This is a genomic window from Micromonospora sp. DT231 (assembly GCF_049847025.1).
GTDB lineage: Bacteria > Actinomycetota > Actinomycetes > Mycobacteriales > Micromonosporaceae > Micromonospora.
Map to the genome: position 1 here is coordinate 95,373 of NZ_JBNCNO010000003.1, position 24,260 is coordinate 119,632.

General features: G+C 68.9%; 18 protein-coding genes. 15 read left to right on the plus strand and 3 right to left on the minus strand.

Annotated features, from left to right (window positions below; genetic code table 11):
• Positions 1–51: 51 nt before the first annotated feature.
• Positions 52–1,398 (minus strand): extracellular catalytic domain type 1 short-chain-length polyhydroxyalkanoate depolymerase, encoded by a 1,347-nt coding sequence (locus ACPXBU_RS08675; RefSeq protein WP_425757644.1) that lies wholly within the window; start codon positions 1,396–1,398, stop codon positions 52–54.
• Positions 1,399–1,665: 267 nt separating this feature from the next.
• Here ACPXBU_RS08675 and ACPXBU_RS08680 point away from each other — a divergent pair, with 267 nt between their 5' ends.
• From ACPXBU_RS08680 to ACPXBU_RS08690, 3 genes are all read left to right on the plus strand, one after another.
• Positions 1,666–2,664, plus strand: coding sequence for a PaaX family transcriptional regulator C-terminal domain-containing protein (locus ACPXBU_RS08680; RefSeq protein ID WP_425757645.1), 999 nt, complete (start codon positions 1,666–1,668; stop codon positions 2,662–2,664).
• A gap of 519 nt (positions 2,665–3,183) precedes the next feature.
• The gene (locus ACPXBU_RS08685) at positions 3,184–4,653 is read left to right on the plus strand and encodes an endo-1,4-beta-xylanase (protein WP_425757646.1); all 1,470 of its coding nucleotides are present in this window, start codon (positions 3,184–3,186) and stop codon (positions 4,651–4,653) included.
• A 169-nt stretch (positions 4,654–4,822) separates the two neighbouring features.
• Complete coding sequence (locus ACPXBU_RS08690) at positions 4,823–6,208, plus strand: RICIN domain-containing protein (RefSeq protein WP_425757647.1); 1,386 nt, start codon at positions 4,823–4,825, stop codon at positions 6,206–6,208.
• A gap of 81 nt (positions 6,209–6,289) precedes the next feature.
• On the opposite strand, the gene ACPXBU_RS08695 is transcribed toward ACPXBU_RS08690, so the two are convergent.
• Positions 6,290–7,060: a FadR/GntR family transcriptional regulator gene (locus ACPXBU_RS08695; protein WP_393367246.1), complete on the minus strand. Its 771-nt coding sequence runs from the start codon at positions 7,058–7,060 to the stop codon at positions 6,290–6,292.
• Positions 7,061–7,317: 257 nt separating this feature from the next.
• Here ACPXBU_RS08695 and ACPXBU_RS08700 point away from each other — a divergent pair, with 257 nt between their 5' ends.
• From ACPXBU_RS08700 to ACPXBU_RS08730, 7 genes are all read left to right on the plus strand, one after another.
• A complete protein-coding gene (locus ACPXBU_RS08700; RefSeq protein WP_393367247.1) occupies positions 7,318–8,469 on the plus strand; it encodes an ABC transporter substrate-binding protein in 1,152 nt (383 codons plus the stop codon).
• Positions 8,470–8,651: 182 nt separating this feature from the next.
• A complete protein-coding gene (locus ACPXBU_RS08705) occupies positions 8,652–9,455 on the plus strand; it encodes a carbohydrate ABC transporter permease (protein WP_425757648.1) in 804 nt (267 codons plus the stop codon).
• Positions 9,455–10,282, plus strand: coding sequence for a carbohydrate ABC transporter permease (locus tag ACPXBU_RS08710; protein WP_393367249.1), 828 nt, complete (start codon positions 9,455–9,457; stop codon positions 10,280–10,282). The genes ACPXBU_RS08705 and ACPXBU_RS08710 overlap by 1 nt, the downstream gene beginning before the upstream one ends.
• Position 10,283: 1 nt before the next feature.
• Positions 10,284–11,507: a mandelate racemase/muconate lactonizing enzyme family protein gene (locus tag ACPXBU_RS08715; RefSeq protein ID WP_393367250.1), complete on the plus strand. Its 1,224-nt coding sequence runs from the start codon at positions 10,284–10,286 to the stop codon at positions 11,505–11,507.
• 107 nt (positions 11,508–11,614) lie between these two features.
• Positions 11,615–12,640, plus strand: coding sequence for a zinc-dependent alcohol dehydrogenase (locus ACPXBU_RS08720; protein WP_425757649.1), 1,026 nt, complete (start codon positions 11,615–11,617; stop codon positions 12,638–12,640).
• Positions 12,637–13,398, plus strand: coding sequence for an SDR family NAD(P)-dependent oxidoreductase (locus ACPXBU_RS08725; RefSeq protein ID WP_425757650.1), 762 nt, complete (start codon positions 12,637–12,639; stop codon positions 13,396–13,398). Before ACPXBU_RS08720 ends, ACPXBU_RS08725 begins: the two co-directional genes overlap by 4 nt.
• Positions 13,399–13,468: 70 nt before the next feature.
• Complete coding sequence (locus ACPXBU_RS08730; protein WP_425757651.1) at positions 13,469–14,476, plus strand: aldo/keto reductase; 1,008 nt, start codon at positions 13,469–13,471, stop codon at positions 14,474–14,476.
• Positions 14,477–14,560: 84 nt separating this feature from the next.
• Here ACPXBU_RS08730 and ACPXBU_RS08735 read toward each other — a convergent pair whose 3' ends face one another.
• On the minus strand, positions 14,561–18,109 hold the full coding sequence (locus tag ACPXBU_RS08735) for a ThuA domain-containing protein (protein ID WP_425757652.1): 3,549 nt from the start codon (positions 18,107–18,109) through the stop codon (positions 14,561–14,563).
• Between the two features lie 527 nt (positions 18,110–18,636).
• Between ACPXBU_RS08735 and ACPXBU_RS08740 the strand changes: the two genes are divergently transcribed.
• From ACPXBU_RS08740 to ACPXBU_RS08760, 5 genes are read left to right on the plus strand one after another with little or no spacing between them, the layout of a single operon-like run.
• Positions 18,637–20,148 carry a sugar ABC transporter ATP-binding protein gene (locus ACPXBU_RS08740; RefSeq protein WP_425757653.1) on the plus strand — a complete coding sequence of 504 codons (1,512 nt, stop codon included), beginning with the start codon at positions 18,637–18,639 and terminating at the stop codon, positions 20,146–20,148.
• A gap of 55 nt (positions 20,149–20,203) precedes the next feature.
• Positions 20,204–21,178, plus strand: coding sequence for an ABC transporter permease (locus tag ACPXBU_RS08745; protein ID WP_425757654.1), 975 nt, complete (start codon positions 20,204–20,206; stop codon positions 21,176–21,178).
• Positions 21,179–21,180: 2 nt separating this feature from the next.
• On the plus strand, positions 21,181–22,164 hold the full coding sequence (locus tag ACPXBU_RS08750; RefSeq protein ID WP_425757655.1) for an ABC transporter permease: 984 nt from the start codon (positions 21,181–21,183) through the stop codon (positions 22,162–22,164).
• A 13-nt stretch (positions 22,165–22,177) separates the two neighbouring features.
• The gene (locus ACPXBU_RS08755; protein ID WP_425757656.1) at positions 22,178–23,359 is read left to right on the plus strand and encodes an ABC transporter substrate-binding protein; all 1,182 of its coding nucleotides are present in this window, start codon (positions 22,178–22,180) and stop codon (positions 23,357–23,359) included.
• 6 nt (positions 23,360–23,365) lie between these two features.
• The gene (locus ACPXBU_RS08760; RefSeq protein WP_425757657.1) at positions 23,366–24,217 is read left to right on the plus strand and encodes a sugar phosphate isomerase/epimerase family protein; all 852 of its coding nucleotides are present in this window, start codon (positions 23,366–23,368) and stop codon (positions 24,215–24,217) included.
• Positions 24,218–24,260: the final 43 nt, after the last annotated feature.

Here is a 24,260-nt window from a genome sequence, read left to right on the forward strand (position 1 = left end):
CCGGCACTGCGGGGGAGGCACGGATGGCGTGCCGTCCCCGTCGTGCCGGTGTCAGGCCACCGAGCAGGACGCGCCGTTGAGGGTGAACGCGTTCGGCTTGGCGGTGTTACCGGTGTGCGTGGCCTGGAAGCCGACGGTCACCGATCCGTTCGCGGGTATGCCGGCGTTGTAGGCGACGTTGCGGGCCGTCACCTGCCCGGAGTTCGGGGAGTAGGAGGCGTTCCAGCCCGAGGTGATGCTCTGACCGCCGGGCAGGGTGAACACCAGGGACCAGCCGTTGACGGCACTGGCGCCGGTGTTCGTCACGGTGATGTTCTCGGTCAGCCCGTTGTTCCAGGCGTTGACGGCGACGGTCACCCGGCAGGCGCCGGAGTCCGGCGGCGGCGTGGTCGGGTTGGGCGGCGGCGTGGTCGGGTTGGGCGGTGGCGTGGTCGGGTTCGGCGGTGGCGTGGTCGGGTTGGTCGGGTTGGTCAGGCCGAAAAACCCGATGGCGGACGCGGCCATGCCGCTGGCGGGCAGACTGTGCCCGGCGCCCTGGATGCTGTACGCCTCGACCTGGACCGTGCCGCTGCTGTCGGCGTACCTGCGCCGGTTCCAGTTCGGCTGCGGAGTGTCGGTGGAGGTCGGCGTCTGGCCCAACCCGAACACGTTCGTCCACTGCTCGATCGACTCCTGCAAGAGCGAGTACGGCACGAGTGTGTCGTTGGTGCCGTGCCACAACTGGACGCGCGGGCGGGGCCCGGAGTAACCGGGGTACGCCTGGCGGACCGCGTCGCCCCACTGTTGCGGCGTACGGTTCATGTTCCCGCCGGTGCACTGGCTGCTGGTGGGTGGGAAGTCGGCCGCGTTGGCGAAGCAGGTGAACGGCACGCCCATGAACGCCGCGCCGGCCCTGAACACGTCGGGATAGAGGGCCAGCATGTGGTTGGTCATCATGCCGCCGGAGGAGCTGCCGGTGGCGTAGACCCGGTCCGGGTCGGCGGCGTACTGCTGTTGCACGTGCCGGATCATCGAGATGATCGACACCGGGTCACTGCCGCCGCCGCGCCGCTTGGCCGCGTCCGACCAGACGTCGAAGCAGTTGCCGAACCCGGCCTGCTGGGTCGCGGACGGGTAGATCACGATGAACCCGTACCGGTCGGCAAGGCCGGCGAACTCGCTGCCTGAGTAGAAACCGGGGCCGGACCCACCGCAGCCGTGCATCGCCACGATTGTCGCCGGCCGGGCCGGGCGGTTGTCCGGCACGTAGACGTGCATCCGCATCCGACCCGGGTTGTCACCGAAGCTCGTCACCTCGGTCAGCGACGCCGCGTACGCGGGTTGCGTCGCGGGGACCGCCAGTCCGGCCGCCACCAGCGACGCGGCCAGGGCGAGCAGCAGTTTTCTTCTGATTCTCAACGGACGACTCCTTCGATTGCCTGTGCAGGCTGTGGGTGGCCGCGCGATCGGGTCGCGGGTCTGCCCGAGGCCCGCGGTGATCGCGCGATGCCCGCTACCGGTGGCTCGCCCTGCCCGACTCCGGACCACATCGCGTGGCGATTAGTGTTCTCCTCGGGCCAACAAGTGTCAATCGAATGCCTTCGATCAAAGGTCGACCGGTGACTCCCCGTTCGACGGCGGTCCGTCTACAGTCGTCACACCGTCCCTGAAGAGCACGGAGCGCCTGTGGCAAGCCCGTTCGACATCGACGAGATCTATCCCGACGACGGGGGCCAACAGCTCCGGCTGCCCCGGCGGCAGGTCGGCAACTCGCCGCAGGGCGTCGCGGTGACCCTGCTCGCGGACTACACCCTGCGGACTCGTGCCGCTCTCCCGTCCGCCGCCATCGTCGCGCTGCTCGAGGAGACCGGGGTGACCACGGCCGGCGCGCGTACCGCGATCAGCCGGCTGGCCCGCCGTGGCGTCCTGGAGGGCAGCCGGCTGGGACGGCGCAGCTCCTACCGGCTCAGCCGCGCGGCCGCCGCCAACCTCTCGTCCGGCGGCAACTGGATCCTCGCCTCGACCAGCTCGACCGTGCGGTGGGACGGCTGCTGGACGATCGTCGCGTTCTCGCTGCCCCAGGACCGGAGCGCCCAGCGTCGGGCCCTTCGTGCCCAACTGCGGTGGCTCGGATACGCGCCGTTGTACGACGGGCTGTGGATCTCACCCGAGGAGCTGACCCCTGCCGCTCGCGCACAGCTCGACCAGCTCACCCTCGGTGCCGTCACGGTGTTCCGCGGCCGGCAGGCAGCCATCGGGTCCGCCATCCACCGCGCCCCGATCGAGGCCTGGGACATCGCGGAGATCGGCCGGAACTACCAGGCGTTCCTTACGCACTGGACGGCGGTGCTGCCTCGGGTGGCAGCGGGGGAGATGGAGGGTGCCGCCGCGGTACGGGCCCGAACCGAGGTCATGGACACCTTTCGGCGTTTTCCCGTCCTCGATCCGCAGCTGCCCCTGGAGCTGCTGCCGAAGAAATGGCTCCGGAGGCCGGCGCGGGAGTTGTTCGAGGCCGTCTACGACGGCCTCGCGGCACCGGCCGAGCGGCACGTCCGGGCGGTCGTCGCGCGGTTCACCGACTGCGAGCTGCCCGGCATCGAGGCCCACACGACCGCCGACATCCTGGCCGGAGTGCACCCCGCCAGGAATCCCGCGGAACCGGCGCGCGGCGGATGCGCGTGTTGATGGCGGCCCGCCGCGCGGTGGACCGGTCGGCTGGTGCGTGGTCCGACCCGGGCGGGCCACGGCCCGCCCGAGGGTGACCGCCGCCGTACGCAGGGTGGCCGCGGTCCGGTTGGTCCGCGGCCCTGTGAGCGATAACAGAGTCAGCGCGACCGGCGCGTGCACGAGGTGCGACCGGCGCGGTTGGCTCCCCACCAGGGCAGCGCGTCAGGACGACGGTGACGAGGCAGGCTTCGGCGGAACCTGACCTCGACAGCATCGATACGGGCTTATGTTACGTCTTGACGAACGGCATGTTATCGCTCACCCTCGATATCGAGGAAGGCAGCACGTGTGGCTCACCGGGCGAGCCGCTGTCGCACCTCACGGTCACGACGTTCCCCAGGGCATGCGGACGTCGATCACGCACCCTCGGCAGCGTCAGCCGGCCGGACGACAGGTGTCGGTACGTGCCGATGCGAGATCCACGTCCCGGTTCCGTTGCGACCACCACCGTTGCGACCACCACCGAAAAGGAACGACATGAAACCCAAGAGAACTCTGCTGGCGGCGGCGTCCCTCGCCGTCGCACTCACCGCGGGCATGACGGCGGTGCTCGCCCCCACGGCCAGTGGCGCCGGCACGACTCTGAAGGCGGCAGCGGCCGAGAAGGGTCGCTACTTCGGTGCGGCCGTCGCGGGCCAGAAGCTCTCCGACAACGCGTACGTGACGATCCTGAACCGCGAGTTCAACAGTGTCGTGGCCGAGAACGACATGAAGTGGGATGCGACCGAGCCGCAGCAGGGTCGGTTCAACTACACGGGTGGTGACCGGCTGGTCGCGCACGCGCAGGCCAACGGCATGAGTGTGCGGGGCCACGCGCTGTTGTGGTACCAGCAGGAGCCGACCTGGGCGCGGGACATGTCGGGTAGCCCGTTGCGCAGCGCGATGATCAACCACGTCACGCAGGTGGCGACCCACTTCAAGGGCAAGATCTACGCGTGGGACGTGGTGAACGAGGCGTTCGCCGACGGTAACAGCGGCGGGCGGCGTGACTCGAACCTGCAGCGCACCGGCAACGACTGGATCGAGGCGGCGTTCCGGGCGGCGCGGGCGGCGGATCCGGGTGCGAAGTTGTGTTACAACGACTACAACACCGACGGGATCAACGCGAAGTCGACGGGGATCTACAACATGGTGCGGGACTTCAAGTCCCGTGGCGTGCCGATCGACTGTGTGGGTTTCCAGTCGCACCTGGGCACCTCGTTGGCCGGTGACTACCAGGCCAATCTGCAGCGTTTCGCCGATCTCGGCGTGGACGTGCAGATCACCGAGCTGGACGTGATGGGCGGCGGCAACCAGGCGAACATCTTCGCCGGTGTCACCCGTGCCTGCCTGGCCGTCTCGCGGTGCACGGGCATCACCACGTGGGGTGTGCGTGACTGTGACTCGTGGCGTGGGTCGGACAACGCCCTGCTCTTCGAGTGCAACGGTAACAAGAAGGCCGCGTACACGAGCGTCCTGAACGCCCTCAACGCCGGCTCGACCACGCCCACCACGCCTCCGCCGAGCAACGGGGTGGACACCAGTGCCTGGTACGTGTTGCTGAACCGCAACAGCGGTAAGGCGTTGGACCTGTACGCCTCCGCAACCAATGACGGCGCCCGGATCAGCCAGTGGTCGCGCAACAACGGCACGAACCAGCAGTGGCAGTTCGTCGACTCCGGTGACGGCTTCTACCGGGTGAAGTCCCGACTCTCCAGCAAGGTGCTCGACGTCAGCGGCCGCTCGACCGCCGACGGTGGGGCGATCGTGCAGTGGTCCGACCTCAACGGGACGAACCAGCAGTTCCGGCTCGCCCAGTCGGCCGACGGTTACCAGCGCCTGATCAACCGCAACAGCGGCAAGGCCGTCGAGGTGCAGGGCTCATCCACGGCTGACGGCGGCAACATCGTCCAGTACGCCGACTGGGGCGGCAACAACCAGCAGTGGCAACTCGTCCGCATCGGCTGACGACCGTCACGATCCAGCGGGAAACCGTAGCGGCTCGCCCCTTCCGTCGGGGCGGGCCGCTACGCCCGCACACCCCCCAACGTGCCGACGCCACCACCAGACGCTGGCACACACCCCCAGGGCACGCGCGCGTTCCGCTCGTAGGTGACCCCGATCGAAGGAGTGGACCATGAAGGCCATCGGTGAGGTTCGTCCCGCCTCTCCACCGAGACGTCGTTGGCGGTCAGGGTTGGCCGCCGCAGCGGCCGCGCTCATGGCGGCCGGCACACTCGTCGCGGTCAACGCGGCGCCCGCGGCGGCGGCGACGGTGGACACCAGCGCCTGGTACGTCCTGGTCAACCGCAACAGCGGCAAGGCGTTGGATCTGGTCTCCTCGGCCACCAACGACGGCGCCCGGATCAGCCAGTGGACGCGCAACAACGGCGCGAACCAGCAGTGGCAGTTCGTCGACTCCGGTGACGGCTTCTACCGGGTGAAGTCCCGGCACTCCGGCAAGGTTCTCGACGTCAGCGGCCGCTCGACCGCCGACGGCGGGGCGATCGTGCAGTGGTCCGACAACAACGGCACCAACCAGCAGTTCCGGTTGGCCGACTCGGACGGCGGCTACGTCCGGCTGATCAACCGCAACAGCAACAAGGCCGTGGAGGTGCAGGGCTCGTCCACCGCCGACGGCGCCAACATCGTGCAGTACGCCGACTGGAACGGCACCAACCAGCAGTGGCAGCTCGTCCGCACGGACGGCAGCAACCCGCCGCCGTCGGGTGGCAGCGGGTGCGGCAAGGCGCCGACGCTGGCCAGCGGCACGCACACGATCCAGAGCAACGGCAAGAGCCGCACCTTCATCCTGCGGGTGCCCGCCAACTACAACAACAGCAACCCCTACCGGCTGATCTTCGCGTTCCACTGGCGCGGCGGCACGATGCAGGAGATCGCCTCCGGCGGCACCAGCGGGACCCCGTGGTCCTACTACGGGCAGCAGGAGCAGTCGAACAACAGCGCGATCCTGGTCGCGCCCCAGGGGTTCGGCAACGGCTGGGGCAACGCCGGCGGTGAGGACATCGTCTTCGTCGATGACATGATCAGCCGGATCGAGAGCAGCCTCTGCGTCAACCCGAGGCAGCGGTTCGCCCTCGGCTTCAGCTGGGGCGGCGGCATGAGCTACGCCGTGGCCTGCGCGCGGGCCAACGTCTTCCGCGCCGTCGCGGTCATCTCCGGTGGGCAGATCAGCGGTTGCAGTGGCGGTACGCAGCCCATCGCGTACTTCGGGCTGCACGGCATCTCGGACAACGTCCTGAGCATCTCCGGTGGCCGGGCGTTGCGCGACACGTTCGTCCGGAACAACGGCTGCACCGCGCAGAGCCCGCGCGAGCCGGCGGCCGGCAGCCGCACGCACGTCACGACCACGTACTCGGGCTGCCGGGCCGGTTACCCGGTGCAGTGGGCCGCGTACGACAACGGTCACATGCCCGGCCCGGTCGACGGCACCTATGCCGAGAGCGGCATCACGACCTGGACCAAGGGTGAGATCTGGAGGTTCTTCGCGCAGTTCTCCTGACCGGCCTTGCCGACCTGGTCGGCCTCTGGCGGCGCCTGCTCCCGTACCTCGGGGGTGGGCGCCGCTTCGTCGTCCGGCCGGTCAGCGTTGCAGACGAACCGGCTTGCCCGAGCCGCTGCGGCGGACCAGCCAGGCCTCGGTGATGTGGGTGAACATCGCACCGGCGGCACCCTCGGAGTCGTGCGCGGCGATGCGTTCGTAGATGCGCCGGTGGCCCCGGTTGGACGCCACGCACAGCGAGCGTTCGGTCCGGCCCATGTAGCGGGCGGTGTTGATGACCTGGCTCTCCAGTGCCCGCACGACGCCGCGAGCGATGCGGTTACCGGACGTCTGCATGATCGCGTCGTGGAAGGCCCGGTCGTGCTCGTGGTAGGTGACGTGGTCGTCGACGAGCTGGTCCATCTGGTCCACCATGACGCGCAGCCGGTCGATGGTCTGCGCGTCGGCGAGCCGGGCGGCGACGTTAGCCATGTCGGATTCCAGTACGCGCCTGGTGACGACGAGATCGTCGAGGATGGCGAGGCTGTCGTCCTTGGCGATCGTGGCCCCGAGGACGAGCTCGTCGAGCATGTCCCACTGTGCCGCAGGGGTGACCATGGTGCCGGCGCCCTGGCGTACCTGCACCAGCCCCTTCTCCTGAAGGATCTTGACTGCCTCGCGGACGACGGTCCGGCTCACCGAGAAGGTCTCGCAGAGGATCGGCTCGGGAGGTAGGGACGTCCCGGACGGGTGCACGCCACGTACGATGCGCTCCACCAGTTCGGCGGTGACCGCTCGGGCCAGGTTGGTCGGCCGACGCACCCATGCCGGTGTCACCGGGCTGTTCAGGGCCGTCTCCTGCGATGGCGTCATGTCCCCTCCGAAAGGCTCGCCGTGGCACGACGTCTGGCTCAGTGTACGGCTGAGTATTGACGTCACACGTCATACGAGTTACGTTCCGGGCAACATTGGCACGGCGGCGCGTCCGCCGGCCACCCCACTTTCTGAGGTGACAACTGATGAGACAGCGCGCAATATGGTCGGCCGTCCTCGTTGTGGGCCTGGCCCTGGCCGGTTGTGGAAGTGCTAGCGATTCAAGCTCGTCAAGCGGGTCGGACAGCAAGCTCGTCGTGTGGGACTGGAAGTCCGGCGAGCCGTTCGCCAAATCCTATCTGGACAAGGCTAAGGCCGATTTCAAAAAGAAGCACCCAAAAGTCGAGGTCGAGTTCGTAGCGCAGCCCTTCGACCAGTACTACACGCTGCTCGGTGCGGCGATCCAGTCCGGCAAGGGCCCGGACGTCATGCTGTTCAACGGCGGTGGCCAGATTCGCGACCGGGTTGACGCGTTGGTGCCGATCACCGACTACGTGGCCGAGGACAAGCAGCGGCTGGCCGGTTGGGACGCGTTCACCAAGGACGGCAAGGTCTACGGCGCCCCGGTGACGCTGCAGGGCTATCCGATCTACTACAACAAGGAGATCTACCGCAAGGCCGGCCTCGACCCGGCGACCCCCGCCGCCACCTGGGACAAGTTCGTCGCCGACTGCGCCGCCATCTCCAAGGCCGGCTCCAAGTGCTTCGCCCTCGGCAACAAGGAGGGCGTCGGCATCCAGTTCTGGCTCTCCAGCATGGGGTCGGTCACCCTCACGGCCGCGGAGTACGACGCCTGGATCACCGGCAAGCGCGACTGGAACTCCGCAAACGTCAAGCGGATCTTCCAGCTCTGGAAGGAGACCGGCGACCGGAAGATGAACAGCGACGGCGCCAACTCGACCGCGATGTTCAACGACTCCTTCGCACTCTTCCAGTCCGGTAAGGCCGCGCACGTCATGGGTCTGATGTCGGACGTGGGGCACTGGCAGGACTTCAACGAGTTCCTCACCGCGGAGAAGCTCGGCGTCATGAAGGCCCCGGTCGTCACCGCTGGCACCACCCCGAGCCTCCCGTACGACGGTGGCATCGGTTACGCGGTCGCCAAGTGGACGAAGGACCCGAAGGTGGCCGCCGACCTGGTGCGCTCCCTGAGCTCGGCAGACGCGTTGAAGGCCTTCTACGCCGACGCCGGTGCGATCGCCGCCGACACCACCATCGACGTGTCCGCAGGCGGGCCCGCGGTCTCCACGATCGTCGGCGAGTTGAAGAGCGGCAAGCCCGCTCTGCACGTGGCGCTCTCCTCGAAGACGCTGGACCTGATGGGGCGCCTCTCCCAGCAACTGCTCAGCGGGTCGATCACCGTCGACGAGGTGGTGAAGCAGTTGGCCGCTTCCGACCAGGCGGGCTGACCCTCGTGTCAATTGGAAACACGCAACCGTCGGTCCGTCTGGCTCAGGCCGGACGGGCCGGCGGGGCGGGGCCTACCCCCGCCACCCATCGGCATGGTGCGCAGCCTCGTCGCGCCCGCGGCGGCCTGCGGGCCGAACGCTTCGCTCCCTACATCCTTGTCGCTCCGGCCATTCTGATCATCGTGGTGCTGCGGCTCTATCCGCTGCTCCTCGGCGTCAACTTCTCCTTCACCGGCGACGGTGCGCAGAACGGGACGGCTGTCGGATTCGGCAACTACCGCGAGCTGTTCCACGATCCGCTGTTCCGGACCGCGCTGAGCAACGTCGGGCTGCTGGTGCTGTTGCTCCCGGTGGCCGTGGCCATCCCCGGCCTGCTCGCGACGTTCATCTACCTGCGGGTGCCCGGCCACCGCTTCTACCGCAGCGTCTACTTCTTCCCCGCGGTGCTCTCGCCGGTCATCGTCGGCGCGATCTTCAACCTGCTGCTCGCCTTCGACGGTCCTCTCAACGCCATCCTCGGGTCGTTCGGCATCACTCCGGTGGACTGGCTCGGTGACCCGGACATCGCGATGTTCATGGTGGTGGGCGTGCACATCTGGGCCACCTTCGGAATGGCCCTGGTGGTGTTCCTCTCCGGCTTCGCCACCCTGGACCCCGCGCTCCTGGACGCCGCCCGGGTGGACGGGGCGTCGCTACGCCAGGTGGTCTGGCACGTGATCGTCCCGGGCCTCTCGCGCACCATCCAGTTCGTCTTCGTGACCACGATGATCGGGATGCTGACCTCGATGTTCGGGCTGCTCTACGTCATGACCAGCGGCGGGCCGGAGGGGTCGACGTACCTGCCGGAGTTCTACATCTGGAAGCAGCAGGGCCAGATGAACCGTCCCGCTCTCGCGTCGGCCGCGTCGACGATCCTCTTCATGATCATGCTCGTGGTGGGGCTGTTGCAGATCAAGCTGCTCGAACGATCCGGAAAGGAGGATTGATGTCTCGGGCCCGCCTGGGATGGTGGTTGATCGCCATCCCCATGTCACTGCTCGCGCTGGCGACGATCTACCCGCTGCTCTTCACCGCCAACGTCGCGATGAAGACCCGCCGTGACTACATCCTCGACCGGTTCTCCCTGACCGACGCCCTGCGCTGGGAGAACATCAGCACGGCGTGGAACAGCGTCGGCATGGGCCGCTACTTCGTCAACTCGCTGCTCGTGGTGACGGTGTCGGTGCTCCTGCTGCTGCTGCTCGGGTCGATGGCCGGCTTCGCGCTGAGCCAGCTGCGGTTCCGTGGCTCGTCGGCGCTGTTCCTGGGCTGCCTCGCGGGGCTCTTCATCCCGTTCCAGGTGATCATGGTGCCGCTGTCCCGGATCATGGCCGACGCGGGGCTGATCGACACGTACCCCGGTCTGGTCCTCGTCTACGTGGCCCAGTTCCTGCCCTTCACCGTGTTCCTGATGACGAGCTACTACCGGGGCATCCCCCCGGAGATCGTCGACGCGGCACGGATCGACGGCAACACCGTGTACGGCGTGTACCGCCGGATCATGTTGCCGCTGGGCACCCCGGCGCTGCTGTCGGTCGGCATCCTCAACGCCCTGTTCTGCTGGAACGACGTCCTCATGGCGCTGGTGATGATGCCCTCGGCCGATCACCGGACGCTCATGATCGGGGTGACCTCGTTGCGGGGGCAGTACTCCGACAACATCCCCACGTTCGCCTCCGGCGTGCTGATCGCCGCCATACCCGTCCTGTTGGTTTACCTGTTCCTCCAGCGCCAAATTGCCGACGGTGTAGCCGCCGGTTCCACGAAGGGTTGACATGCGGATCACGGGATATCGGACGCTCACCACGGTCCAGGAATGGGGGCGGCCCGTCGGCGATGCCAACGGGGTGTTCCCCGACGGGGTGGTTCCGGTCTCGATCGTCATCGTCGACACCGACGAGGGCGTCTCGGGAGTCGGCCTCGGGCCGCACGTCGAGATCGAGCGGATCTTCGCAGCTATCGAGGGCGAAGACCCCCGTGCCGTGACGACCCTGTACGACCGCATGTTGCGGCACACCTTCAAGGCGGGCCACGCCGGCCCGGTGTTCGGCACCATCGGCGCACTGGACACCGCGCTCTGGGACATCAAGGCGCAGGCCGCCGGCGAGCCGCTGTGGCGGCTGCTGGGCGGACGTGACCGGCGGGTCAACGCCTACGCGTCCGGGCTGGACATCGGGCTCTCCGACGACGAACTCGTCGCCGAGTACGAGGTCTACGCCAGCCACGGCCTGCGCGCCGCGAAGCTCAAGGGCGGTCTCGACATCGAACGCGACCGGCACCGGCTCACCCTGGTCAGGGACGTCCTGACCGAGGCGGGGCACGGCCGCCGACCGGGTCTCATGCTCGACGTCAACGAGGCCTGGACCCGCAAGCAGGCCGTCCGGCACGTCTCCGAGCTCGAACGCTCCCTCGACCTCATCTGGATCGAGGAGCCCGTCCGACGCTGGGACGCCGAGGGCCTCGCCACCGTCAGCCGAGGGGTCTGCGCGTCGGTCGCCACCGGGGAGAACCTCACCGGGCTCGAACAGTACCGTCCGCTGCTCGCCGCCGGCGCGGTCGACGTCGTCCAGATGGCCGCCGTCTGGGGAGTCACCCACTTCCTGCGGGCGTCCGCCCTGGCGCACGCGTACGACCTGCCGGTCAGCCCGATCGGCAACAGCCCGATCGGTCTGTTGCACGCCGCGACCTCGGTGCCGAACCACCTGACGAGTGAGTTGCAGGACCTGCACCCACCGGTCGGCGTCTCCGTCGACCTGCACGTCGAGGACGGCGCCTTCATTCTCGGCGACGCACCCGGACTTGGTGTCCGCATCGACGAGGAGCGGATCCGGACGGCCAACCACCGCCCGTGGGCGCAGACGGCCGAGAGCCCCAACGTCCGGCCGGAGCGGGCCGGTCGACGCCTGCTGGGCGGGATCGACGGGGTCGTCCCCACCCGCCAGGTGCCCGTCGTGCCGCTGAACTACCGCAACGAGGTGTCGCCCACCGGGCGGCACTGAGCTGACCGACAGAAACAGTGAACGCGTGGGTGCACCGCCATCGCGGTGCACCCACGGCCATGTCCGGTCGGCACGAACGACGTGCCGGCCGTCGAGACGGAGGATCGATGAAGGCAGTCGTCTACCGGGGGGCGCGAGACCTCGGCATCGAGGATCGCGAACCGGTTCCGCCGGGCCCCGGCCAGGTGCGGATCGAGGTGGCGTACACCGGGATCTGCGGCACCGACCTGCACATCTACCACGGAGACATGGACGCTCGGGTCGGTGACTCGGCGATCATCGGGCACGAGATGTCCGGACGGATCGCGGCCGTCGGGCCGGACACCACCGGCTGGACCATCGGAGCGCCCGTCACCGTGCTGCCGACCCGGCCGTGTGGAAAGTGCGCCGCCTGCCAGCGCGGGCACTCCCACGTCTGCCACGCCATGAACTTCCTCGGTATCGACTCACCGGGCGCCATGCAGTCCTACTGGACCGTGCCGGCGGAACTGGTTCTGCCGCTCCCCGAGGACCTGCCGCTGGACCACGCGGCGCTCGTCGAGCCGGTCGCGGTCGCCGTACACGACGTCCGCCGGGGCAACGTGACCGCCGACGACCAGGTGGTCGTGGTCGGCGGTGGGCCGGTGGGGGCGCTCATCGCGGTCGTCGCGCAGGGCCGCGGCGCGCGGGTGCTCCTCGTCGAGCCGGACCCGTTCCGGCGGGAGGTGGCGGCCGGGATCGGGATCGAGGCCGTCGACCCGGGAGCGACAGATGTCGTGGCGCTTGTCAACGAGCGCACCAACGGCGCGGGCGCCGACATCGCCTTCGAGGTGTCCGGCTCGGCCGGTGGCGTGACCACCGCGGTCGACGTCCTCACCACCCGCGGTCGGCTGGTGATGGTGGCGATCCACCCCCGGCCCCGCGAGGTGAACCTGCACCGGTTCTTCTGGCGCGAGCTGGAACTCCTCGGCGCGCGGTTGTACCAGCGCGACGACATGGTGGAGGCGATCCGGTTGGTCGCCTCGGGCGCGATTCCGGCACAACAGCTCATCTCCCGGGTGGAGCCGGTCGAGGCGGCCGGCGCCGCCTTCACGGCACTCGAGGGTGGCGGCGTGATGAAGGTGCTGCTCGACCTGCGGGAGGTGGGCAAGTGACGGCCCTGTTCGACCTGTCCGGACGCGTCGCCGTGGTGACTGGCGCCCGACGCGGCATCGGCCTCGCCATGGCCGAGGCCCTGGCGCTTGCCGGCGCCGACATCGTGGGCGTCTCCGCCCAGCTCGAACCGGATGGCAGCGAGGTCGAACGCCGGGTACGGGCCGCCGGCCGGCAGTTCACCGGCCTGCGTGCCGATCTCGGCGACCGGGCGGCCGTACACCAACTGGCTCGGGATCTCACCGCTCTCGGGCCGATCGACATCCTGGTCAACAACGGCGGCACGATCGCCCGCACCCCGGCCGCCGAGCACCCGGACGAGATGTGGGACCACGTCATCGAGGTGAACCTCAGCAGCCAGTTCATCCTGAGCCGGGAGATCGGCCGGACGATGGTCGAGCGTGGCCACGGGAAGATCATTTTCACAGCCTCGCTGTTGAGCTTCCAGGGCGGCATCACCGTCCCCGGCTACGCGGCGTCGAAGTCGGGCATCGCCGGGCTCACCAAGGCGCTGGCGAACGAGTGGGCGGCCCGCGGGGTCAACGTCAACGCCATCGCCCCCGGCTACATCGCCACCGACAACACCCAGGCGCTGCGCGAGGATCCCGACCGCAACGAGGCGATCCTCGGCCGGATTCCGGCGGGCCGGTGGGGTCGCGCCGACGATCTCGGCGGTGCCACGGTGTTCCTGGCGTCGTCGGCGTCGGACTACGTCAACGGGGTCGTGCTGCCCGTCGACGGCGGTTGGTTGGGCCGATGACGGGCCGACCGGTGCCGCCGGTGAGCCTCGTCGGCGAGCCCGCTCACCACGTACCCGGGTGGGCGGCGTCATGAGGACGCGAGCGCTGCCGCGTGCCCCGCGGGTACGTCTCACCGAGCTGGGTTTCGGCGCGGCCCAGGGCGGCAACCTGTACCGGGGGACGACGGACGAGGAGTTCGCGACGGCGGTCGACGCGGCGTGGGCGGCGGGCGTGCGGTACTACGACACCGCGCCGCACTACGGACTCGGGTTGTCCGAGCGCCGCCTCGGCGCCGCGTTGCGCCAGCGACCGCGCGACGAGTACGTGGTGTCGACGAAGGTCGGACGACTCCTGGTGCCGTCGCCCGAGAACGCCCACGAGCAGGACTCGGACGGGTTCGACGTGCCCGCGAGCCACCGGCGGGTGTGGGACTTCAGCCGCGACGGCGTTCTTCGCTCGATCGAGGCCAGCCTCGAGCGCAGCGGGCTGGACCGGATCGACATCGCCTACCTGCACGACCCGGACGACCACTGGGAGCAGGCCGCGTACGAGGCCGTGCCGGCCCTTGTCGACCTGCGCGATCAGGGCGTCGTGGGCGCCATCGGCGCGGGGATGAACCAGTCGGCGATGCTGGCGCGGTTCGTGCGGGAGACCGACGTCGACGTGATGATGTGCGCCGGGCGCTACACCCTGCTCGAACAGGGTGCGGCGGACGACCTGTTGCCGATCGCGGAGAACCGGGGGGTGGGCGTGGTCATCGCTGGCGTCTACAACTCGGGGTTGCTGTCGCGAGACCAGCCGCCGGCCGATGCCGTCTACAACTACCAGCAGGCCCCGCCCGAGGTGATCGAGCGGGCGCGGCGGATCGCTGCGGTCTGCGAGACGTACGGGGTGACCCTGCCGCAGGCGGCACTCGCCTTCGTTCGCAGGCACCCGGCCGTGGTCTCGACGGTGGTCGGCGTCCGCACCGAGGTGCAGATGGCCGAGACGGTACGACGGTCCGAGGTCGCCGTACCGGAGGAGCTGTGGGGCGCCCTGACGACGGCCGGGTTGCTCGCCGAGGCGCCCGGTCCGGGCGCGGCGAGCCAACCGAACTGACGAAGACGTCCCGGCCGGGACCGGCTCCGACTATCGGACACCGGTCCCGACCGGGACGTTTTGCGTTACCGCGTCAGCGGCAGGTCACACTGCGGTGAACCGCCACTGCTGGTTGGCCGCGCTGTGGCAGGTCCACTGCAACAGTCGGGCGCCGTCGGCGGTGGACGCGCCGTTGACGTCGACGCAGAGGCCGCTCAGCACGCTCTTCACCGTGTACACGCCGGAGGTTCCCGTCGCGGTGGCGGTGAACTTCTGCTGGTTGCCGTTGTTGCAGGTGGCCTGCTGGAGGAAGGCACCCGCAGCGGTCGAACTGCCGACCACCTCGACGCACTTGCCGCTGTGCACCGCCTTGAGGTAGAGCGCGCCGTTACCGGCGTCGACGGCCTGCCACCTCTGGTTGTTGGCACCGGTGGAGGCCCACTGGGTGATCTGGGCGCCGTCGGCGGTGGAGACACCGCTGACGTCCATCAGCTTGTTGCTGTGCTGCGCCGTGACCGTGTAGGTCTTCCCCGCCAGGCCACCGCCGGTACCGGTGCCGGGTGTCCCGACGCCGTTGCCGCCGAAGGTGTGCGAGTCCAGATCGAACGAGTTGCTGCTGTTCTTGAACACCATGTAGAGCGTCTGTGTCCCGCTGGAGGCGGCGACGCTCACCGGAGTCGTGGACTGGTAGTTGTCCCAGCCGCCGGTGTTGGGCACCGTGGTGGTGGCCAGCAGGGTGCCGGTCGGCGAGCCGGCGCGCAGCTCGATCGAACCGCCGCCGGAGGGCGACGACACCCGGTAGCTGACCGTGGAGATGCCCGACAGGTTCATCGGGCTGAACGCGATCCAGTCGTTCGTGGAGATGTCACCGACGCGCTTGGTGCTCTCCGCCGCCGCCTGGTCGACGACCCGGATGCCGGACATGCTGCTGAAGTACTCGGACTGCTTGTGCTTCGGCTGCAGGATCGCCTGTGCGGTGCCGGTGAGCGGGGATCCGCCCCCCGAGCCGCCGTTGTCGGTGTACCGGGCGTTCAGCACGTAGAACAGGTTGGCGCCATCGGGGTGCCCACCGAGCAGGTCGGTGGAGATGGTGCCCGAGCAGCCCGGGTACTCGGTGGTCTCGTGCGCGTGGTCGTCGTGACCCAGCGCCGGGTTGAGGAACACCTTCGAGCAGTCGACGGTGCCGCCGTCCGGATCGGTCACGGTGATCTGGTACGGCACCTTGTCACCGAAGGTCAGCATGCCGCCGTTGCCCGGTGTGGTGATGGTGACCACCGGGGCGCTGTTGCCGACGGTGATCGGGACGTTGGCGAAGCCGGTCTTACCGGTGCTGTCGGTGACCTTCAACTGGGCCGTGTAGTTGCCGTTGGCGGTGTACGTCTTCGACGGGTTGGCCGCCGTCGACGTGGTGCCGTCGCCGAACGTCCACAGGTAGCTCAGCGTGTTGCCGTCCGGGTCGGACGTGCCCGCGCTGCTGAACTGGACGGTCAGCGGCGAGGAGCCGCTGGTGGGTGTGCCGGTCGCCTTGACGATCGGTGACCGGCCGCCCTGGTTGTAGTCGATCCGGTAGAGCCCGGAGTCGCTGTTGCCGCCACCGAAGTTGGTGCCCCACTCCAGCAGGTAGAGCGAGCCGTCCTTGCCGAACTCCATGTCCATCGGCTTGTTGAAGTTACCGGCGGGCAGGAACGGGTTGGTGCGGGTCACCGCCGAGGAGGAGTCGAAGTGCACCTCCTTGACGTAGTTGCGCGCCCACTCGTAGAAGAAGTGCACGCCGTCGTAGTAGGGCGGGAACTTCGTCTCGGACGGGTTCGACGCGTCGTAGCGGTAGACCGGGCCGCCCATCGGGGCCGAGCCGCCCGAGCCGAGCTCCGGGAAGGTCGTCGAGGCGGGGTAGCCATACCAGATGTTGGGCATGACGACCGGCTTCAGGTTGACCAGACCGGTGTTGTTCGGCGAGTTGTTGACAGGCGCCGAGCAGTTGAACTTCGCGCCGACGACGCCGGTGTCCGGGTTGTACGGTGCGTAGGGCTGGTTGTTGCCGTGGCAGAACGGCCAGCCGTAGTTGCCGGGCGTCTTGATCACGTTGAGCTCGACCAGGCCCTCAGGACCACGGTTGGTGGTCGGCGGATTGCGGTCCGGTCCGTAGTCCGCCAGGTAGACCCAGCCGTTGGCGGGGTCGATCGAGAAGCGGAACGGGTTGCGGAAGCCCATCGCGTAGATTTCCGGCTTGGTCTGCGCGGTGCCCTGCGGGTAGAGGTTGCCGGTCGGGACGGTGTAGCCGCCGCTGGCTCCGGGGCGGATGCGCAGCAGCTTGCCGCGCAGGTCGTTGGTGTTGCCCGCGCTACGGGCGGCGTCCAGGTTGGACTTGCCCGAGCGCCAGTCCAGCGGGGCGTAGCCCTGCCAGTTGGGGTCGAGGTTCGGGGGCGTGTCGTCACCGGTGCCGATGAAGAGGTTGCCGTCCGGACCGAACTCGATGTAACCGCCGGTGTGCCCGGGCTCCGGGAACGTCCGGTCCCGGTACGCCGGGATGTCGATGATCGTCACACCGCTGGACATGTTCAGCGTGTCACCGCTCATCGTGTAACGGGAGACGCGGTTGACGTCGGTCGAGCTGCTCGCCGGCGAGTGGTAGAGGTAGACGTACCCGTTTGTGGCGAAGTTGGGGTCCAGCGCCATGCCGGTGAGACCGTCCTCACCGCCGGTGTAGACGCTCAGCGTCCCGGCGGTCACCGTGCTGTTGGTGGACGGCTTGAAGATCTTCAGCTGTCCGCCACGCTGGGCGTAGAACACCCGTCCGTCCGGAGCCACCGCCAACGCCATCGGGTCGACGGTGTTGTCGTCGAGGGTGCGCTTCTCGAAGTTGCCCCAGACGGTGCCGCCGCAGTCGCCGGGCGCGTTGCCGGCGGCCCACTTGATGCCGCCGAGGACGTGGTCGCGGAAGTACGTCTCGCTGTAGGAGGCGATCGCGTGACCCATCGCCGTGGCCCACACCCGCCCGCCGGCGGTGTTGCGACACCAGGAGATCGGGTGGTCCGGGCCCATCGCCCGGGCGCCCGGGTTGTAGGTGCGCTCGTCGGCGGTCACCAGCACGTGCACCTTGCCACGCGGGTTGGAGTCGAAGTTGTACCACTCCTCGCTGCGGTTCCACTTGTCCGGCAGGCCGGCCGTCGACGGGTGCTTCTTGTCGGCGACGATGGCGGTGCCGGGCAGCACGCCGGGGGAGTGCTCCGGCATGTGGGCGCCGCCGTTGATGGTGTTGTCCCACCACGGGTATTCGGTGTCGATGCCCATGTCGGTGGCGTTGTGGATGGCCACGATGCCCTTGCCGCTGGCGAGGTAGCCCTCCACCGCCTGGCGTTGGGCGGCCGAGGTCCAGACCATGCCGGAGGTCTGGAGCATCACGATGACGTCGAAGGTCGCCAGGTTGGCGGCGGTGAAGACGCTCGAGTCCTCGGTCGCCACCACCTCGAAGTTGTTCGCTGCGGCCTGCTGCTGGAGCATGGAGATCCCGGCGGGGATCGAGTCGTGCCGATAGCCGGTGGTCTTGCTGAACACCAGGGCGCGGAAGGCCGGGGCGGCCGACGCCGGTGGGGCGAGTCCGAGAGCCAGTAACAGGCCCGCGATCACCGAAATGATCATGGTATTGCGACGCATGGCGTCTCCTAGGTAGGACGGGTAACTCCGCTTGCGCCCACGGGCTCACCCTGCGTCAGGTTGTACCTGGGACGCATAGGTGAGCACGAGTGCGCTGGTCTGTCCTCGTGCCGTTCGCCGAAACGGCAGTCAGACCCCCGGGACATCACTCTGAGTGACGGTGGCTGTAGTTCGTGTCCCGTGGTCCACAAGGTCAGGATGAGCCAGAAATAGATGGGTGTCAATGAATGGGGTGCCGTCCGACGTCTTGCCCTGATGACGACGGCCATGTCCGAATCGCTCGCACACGGCGTCGCTGCCGGACGAGTGACGGCCCTGGCAATCGGCCCCGGTCGAGGATTGCGGACCTGCATCCAAACATCTATGTTCTTCATACGTGTGATGTTTCGTCGATGTCAAGAGAATGTTCGCAACATAAAAACGTAAGTCTCCGCAGCTAGCTGCGAAAGTTCGTGGTCCGGCCACGAGCGGGTCGTACGCCGACCCGTGCACCTTGTCGATAACTACTATCTGTGAGGGCTTTCGGGATGTCAGATCCACCGCCGGCGCCGCTGCTCACCCTTCGGGGCATCGGCAAGTCCTTCCTCGGGGTACGCGTTCTCGGCGATGTCGACCTCGACGTCGCGCCGGGCGAGGTCCACGCCGTCGTCGGCGAGAACGGCGCCGGAAAGTCGACCCTCATGAAGATCGTCTCGGGTGGGTACGCCCCGGACGAGGGCACCATCGAGTTCGCCGGTGAGTCGCGGACCTTCCGTGGCCCGCGCGACGCCCAGCGGGCCGGCGTCGGCATCATCCACCAGGAGTTCAACCTCCTGCCGGAGCGCACCGTCGCGGAGAACGTCTACCTGGGCCACGAGCCGGTCCGGCGCGGGCTGGTCGACCGTCGGGAGATGCTCGACCGCACCACGCGCCTGCTCGCCTCGATCGGGGAGACGGCGTTGCCCGCCGACGCCCGGGTGGGGCAGCTCGGCGTCGCCCAGCAGCAGGTCGTCGAGATCGCCAAGGCGCTCGCCCTGGACGCGCGACTGCTCATCATGGACGAACCGACCGCCGCGCTGGCCGACCACGAGGTCGAGCTGCTCTACGGGTTGGTACGCCGGCTCCAGGATCGCGGCATCGGCCTGCTGTACGTCTCGCACCGGCTGGCCGAGGTGTTCGACCTGTCGAGCCGGATCACAGTCCTCAAGGACGGCCGCCACGTCACCACTGTGGACACGGCGGGCACCACCTCCGACGAGTTGGTGCGGCACATGGTCGGCCGGGAACTGTCCAGCTACTACCCGGACCGCGCCGCCCCGGAGGACCGGGGCCCGGTGCGGCTCAACCTTCGCGACGTGGGAAACCGGAAGCTGCGCGACGTCAACCTCCAGTTGCGCGCCGGCGAGGTGCTCGGCATCGGCGGCCTGCAGGGCTCCGGGCGCTCGGCGCTGGCCCGTGCGATCTTCGGGGTGTCGCCGTTCACGACCGGCGACGTCACGCTCGACGACCGGCCGGTCCGCCTGCGCTCACCCCGCACCGCGATGCGGGCCGGCATCGCCTACGTCACCGAGGACCGCAAGGGCGAGGGGATCGTCGCCCGGCAGTCGGTGCTCGACAACGCGCTGCTCGCCAGTCGGGCCGTCTTCGCGGCCCGGTCCGGCCGTGCGGCCCGGACCGTTCGGGTGCGCGAGCTGCTCAACGCCGTGGAGGTCCGTGGTGCGGGCGACGACCAGGAGATCCGTTTCCTGTCCGGCGGCAACCAGCAGAAGGTCGTGCTGGCCCGCTGGCTCGCGCTCAACCCGCGGATCCTGCTCTTCGACGAGCCGACCCGCGGCATCGACGTGGGCGCGAAGTCGGCCATCCACGACCTCGTCCGCCGCCTCGCCCGCGACGGTGCGGCCGTGCTGATGATCTCGTCTGACCTGCCGGAGCTGCTGGGCATGAGTGACCGCATCGTCGTCATGCGCGACGGCCGGGTCGCGGGCGAGTTGCCCGCCGGCGCGAGCGAGGAGGACGTCGTCACCCTTGCGGTCGGCGCCGTTCCGGAGGCCGCCAAGTGAGCGCGAGGAGTGAGCCGGGTTTGCGAGCCCCGCAGTCGCGAATGGAGATCACCACGTGAGCGCCCTGTCGCTCCTGCCGGCCCGCCGCCCCGTACCGGGCGTCTTCGTGGCCCTGACCCTCACCCTCGCGATCGGCTGGCTTGTCGTCCTCGTGGACGGCGGTCAGCTCTTCAACCAGTCCACGACCGTGAGTCTGCTGCACGTGGCGGCCGGCCTCGGGCTCGTCGCCGTCGGCCAGACCCTTGTCATCCTGGGTGGGTCGCTCGACCTCTCGGTGGCGTACGTGATCAGCCTCAGCACCCTCGTCGCCGCCGAGACGATGAACGGCAGCGACGGCGCGGTGCTGCCGGCGATCGGCCTGGTGCTCGTCGTCAGCGCCGGCATCGGGCTGTTCAACGGGCTCCTCGTCACCAAACTCCGGGTCAACGCGTTCATCGCGACCCTCGGTGTCGGGCTGCTGCTCAAGGGCTACCTCGACAACGGCTACGACGGGCCGGCCGGCACCACCGCGCCGTCGCTCGTACAGTCGCTCGGCTACCAGCGCGTCGGCCCGGTGCCGGTGTCGTTCCTGCTGCTGGTCGCGGTGACCGCTGCGGCCTGGTTCGCGCTCTCGAAGACCCGCTTCGGCCACCACCTGGTCGCCGTCGGCGGGGACCCGGAGGTGGCCCGGCTCTCGGGCGTGCGCAACGACCGGGTCCTCGTCACCGCCCACGTGCTGTGCTCGATGTGTGCCGGGCTTGCCGGCATCTACCTCGCCAGTCGGCTCGGCTCCGGCGCGCCCCGGGTGGGCACCGAGGGCCTCTACGACCTGGAGTCGATAGCCGCGGTGGTGATCGGCGGGACCGCCCTCGCCGGTGGGCGTGGTGGCGTCATCGGCACGGTCGGCGGAGTGCTGCTGCTCGCCAGCATCGACGCGATCTTCAACCAGTTGGAGGTCGACGCCTTCTTCAAGCAGGTGATCCGGGGCGCGATCATCATCGCCGCGGTGGCCGTCTACGCCCGCCGGACCATGCGAAAGGCGGCTGTCTAGTCATGCAGACCGTTGAGCGTCGTACGCTGCCGCTGCGTCTTCCGCGGGTCCGTCCCGGTGGCATCCTGCCGATTCTCGCGATTCTCGCGGTGCTGGTGGTGCTCGTCGGCATTCGGCAGCCCGACTTCCTCTCCCCTCCGTCGCTGATGTCGTTCCTCGGGCGGTCGGCGCCGATCATCCTGCTCGCCGCCGGCCAGTACTTCGTGATCGTCTCCGGCGAGTTCGACCTCTCGGTCGGCTCCCTGGTCACCGCGCAGGTGGTCGTCGCGGCCCGGCTCATCGACAGCGACCCGGGGCGTACCTGGCCCGTGGTGTTGCTCCTGCTCGCCTTCGGCGCGCTCGTCGGGTTGGTCAACGGCCTGATCACGACGCGGCTGCGGGTGCCGTCGTTCATCACCACCCTCGGCATGTTCCTGATCCTGGTCGGCGCGGTCTACCTGTGGTCCGACGGCGCCCCGAAGGGTGGCCTGTCGGAGGAGTTCCGGCGGTACGGTCGGCGGGCCTTCGAGGACGTGCCGGTGCTCGGTCGCGTGCCGTTCGCGCTGCTGGTCCTGGTGGCCCTCACGGTGGTGGCCGTGTTGCTGATGCGGTCCGACTTCGGCCGGACGCTCGTCGCCGTCGGCGACAATCCCCGCACCGCCGAGTTGAGCGGCGTACGCGTCTGGCGTACCCGCACGATCGCCTTCATCCTCAGCGGGCTCGCGGCGGCCGTCGCGGCGATCCTGCTGGGCGGCTACAGCGGCGTGTCGTTCCAGGCCGGCGCTGGCCTGGAGTTCGGTGCGATCACCGCCGTCGTCCTCGGTGGCGTCGCGCTGGGCGGGGGCCGCGGTTCGGTGGTGGGCGCGATGCTCGGTGCGCTGACCCTCGAACTGCTGTTCGCCCTCATGAATTTCTACGGCGTCTCCGGCGCCCTCAGGTCGACCGTCCAGGGCGGGATCATCCTGCTCGCCGTGGCGGTCTCGGCAACGCGTTCCTCGTCGAGATAAAGGGGTTCCCATAGTGCGACGTTCCATGGCGGCACTGGCCGCTGTCACCTTGCTGTCCCTTGCCGCCTGTTCCACCGATGAGCCGGGCGCGAGCCCCTCGAGCAGCGCCTCCGCCGCCGGCTCGGGCACCGGGGAACAGTCGAAGTTCTTCGTGCAGGCCGACTACGACGCCGAGCTCTCGCTGCTCGACGCGACCCCGACGGGTCCCGCCGACAAGCCGTGGGAGCAGGTGCTCAACCCGAAGCTGGTGGACACCGCCAAGTTCAAGAAGAGCGGTCCGCACAAGATCTGCTTCTCGAACGCGGCGCTCAACAACCCGTGGCGGCAGGTCGGGTTCAAGACCATGCAGGCCGAGGTCGAGGCGCAGAAGAGCCGCATCAAGGAGTTCGTGCACGTCGACGCCGAAGGTAAGGACCAGAAGCAGATCGCGGACATCAACGACCTGCTCGGCAAGGGCTGCGACGCGCTCATCGTCTCGCCCAACACCACCGCCACGCTGACCCCGGCCGTCGAGGCAGCCTGCAAGGCGGGGCTGCCGGTCGTCGTCTTCGACCGTGGTGTCGACACGAAGTGCCCGGTGACCTTCATCAACCCCATCGGCGGCTACGGGTTCGGCCACGTCGGCGCCGAGTTCGTCAGTCAGAAGATGAAGCCCGGCGGCAAGGTTCTCGCCCTGCGGATCCTGCCGGGTGTGGACGTCCTGGAGACCCGCTGGTCGGCGGCGAAGGTGGCCTTCGACAAGGCGAAGGTCGACGTCGTGGGCGTCGAGTTCACCGACGGCGACCCGGCCAAGACCAAGAAGATCGTCGACGACTACATCCAGCGCTACGGCACGATCGACGGCGTCTGGATGGACGCCGGCGCGGTTGCCGTCGCCGCGGTCGAGGCGTTCCAGGACGCGGGCAAGCCCGTTCCGCCGATGAACGGTGAGGACCAGCTCGACTTCCTGAAGATCTGGAAGGACAAGAACCTCACCGCGATCGCGCCGACCTACCCGACCTACCAGTGGCGTACGCCGATCATCGCGGCGCTGCGGATCCTCGACGGCGAGCAGGTCTCCAACCCGTGGAAGCTGCCGCAGCCGACCGTCACCCAGGACAACCTGGACAAGTACCTCGACGCGAACATGCCGCCGCTGCACTACGCGATGTGCGGCTGCACGGACCTGCCCGGCTACCCGCAGCGCTGGAAGTAGGTTCCGGTGTACGCCATCGGCGTCAACCCCTGGGTGTGGGCCTCGCCTGTCGACGACGAGGCCCTGGCCGCGCTGATCCCACGGATCGCCTCGTTCGGCTTCGACGCGGTCGAGCTGCCGATCGAGCAGCCCGGCGACTGGGACCCGGTCCGCACCCGGGACCTGCTGGCCGAGCACGGCCTCGTCGCCGCCGGGGTCTGCGCGGCGTTCTCGCCGGGGCGGGAGCTGGTCGACGCCGCGCCAGCGGTGGTGGAGTCGACGGTGGCGTACCTCAAGGGCTGCGTGGCGAGCGCCGCGGCCGTCGGCGCTGGATGCGTCGGCGGCCCGGTGTACGCCTCGGTCGGCCGCACCTGGCGGATGTCACCGGCGGCTCGCGCGGCCTGCTACGCGGATTTCCGGCGGGCCCTGGCGCCGGTTGCCGAGCAGGCCGGCGAGTTGGGCGTGAGCATCGGTGTCGAGGCGCTGAACCGCTACGAGACGAGCGTCGTCAACACGATCGAGCAGACGGTCGAGTTGATCGACGGTCTTCCATCGAGCGTCGGCATCATGATCGACACGTACCACATGAACATCGAGGAGGCCGACCCCTACGCGGCTCTCGCCGCCGCCGGCCCGCACATCAAGCACGTCCAGGTCAGCGGCTCCAACCGGGGCGCACCCGGTGCGGACCACTTCGACTGGCCCCGCTTCTTCACCGTCCTGCGGGACACCGGCTACCAGGGCGCGATCTGCATCGAGTCGTTCACGGCGGAGAACGAGGCCATCGCGGTCGCCGCGGCGATCTGGCGTCCGCTGGCCCCCTCGCAGGACCGTCTCGCCACGGACGGCCTGCGCTATCTCCGGGAGATCCTCGGGTGACCGCCCCCCATCACCCAAGGCCCGGCCCTCGGGCTCTGCCCGC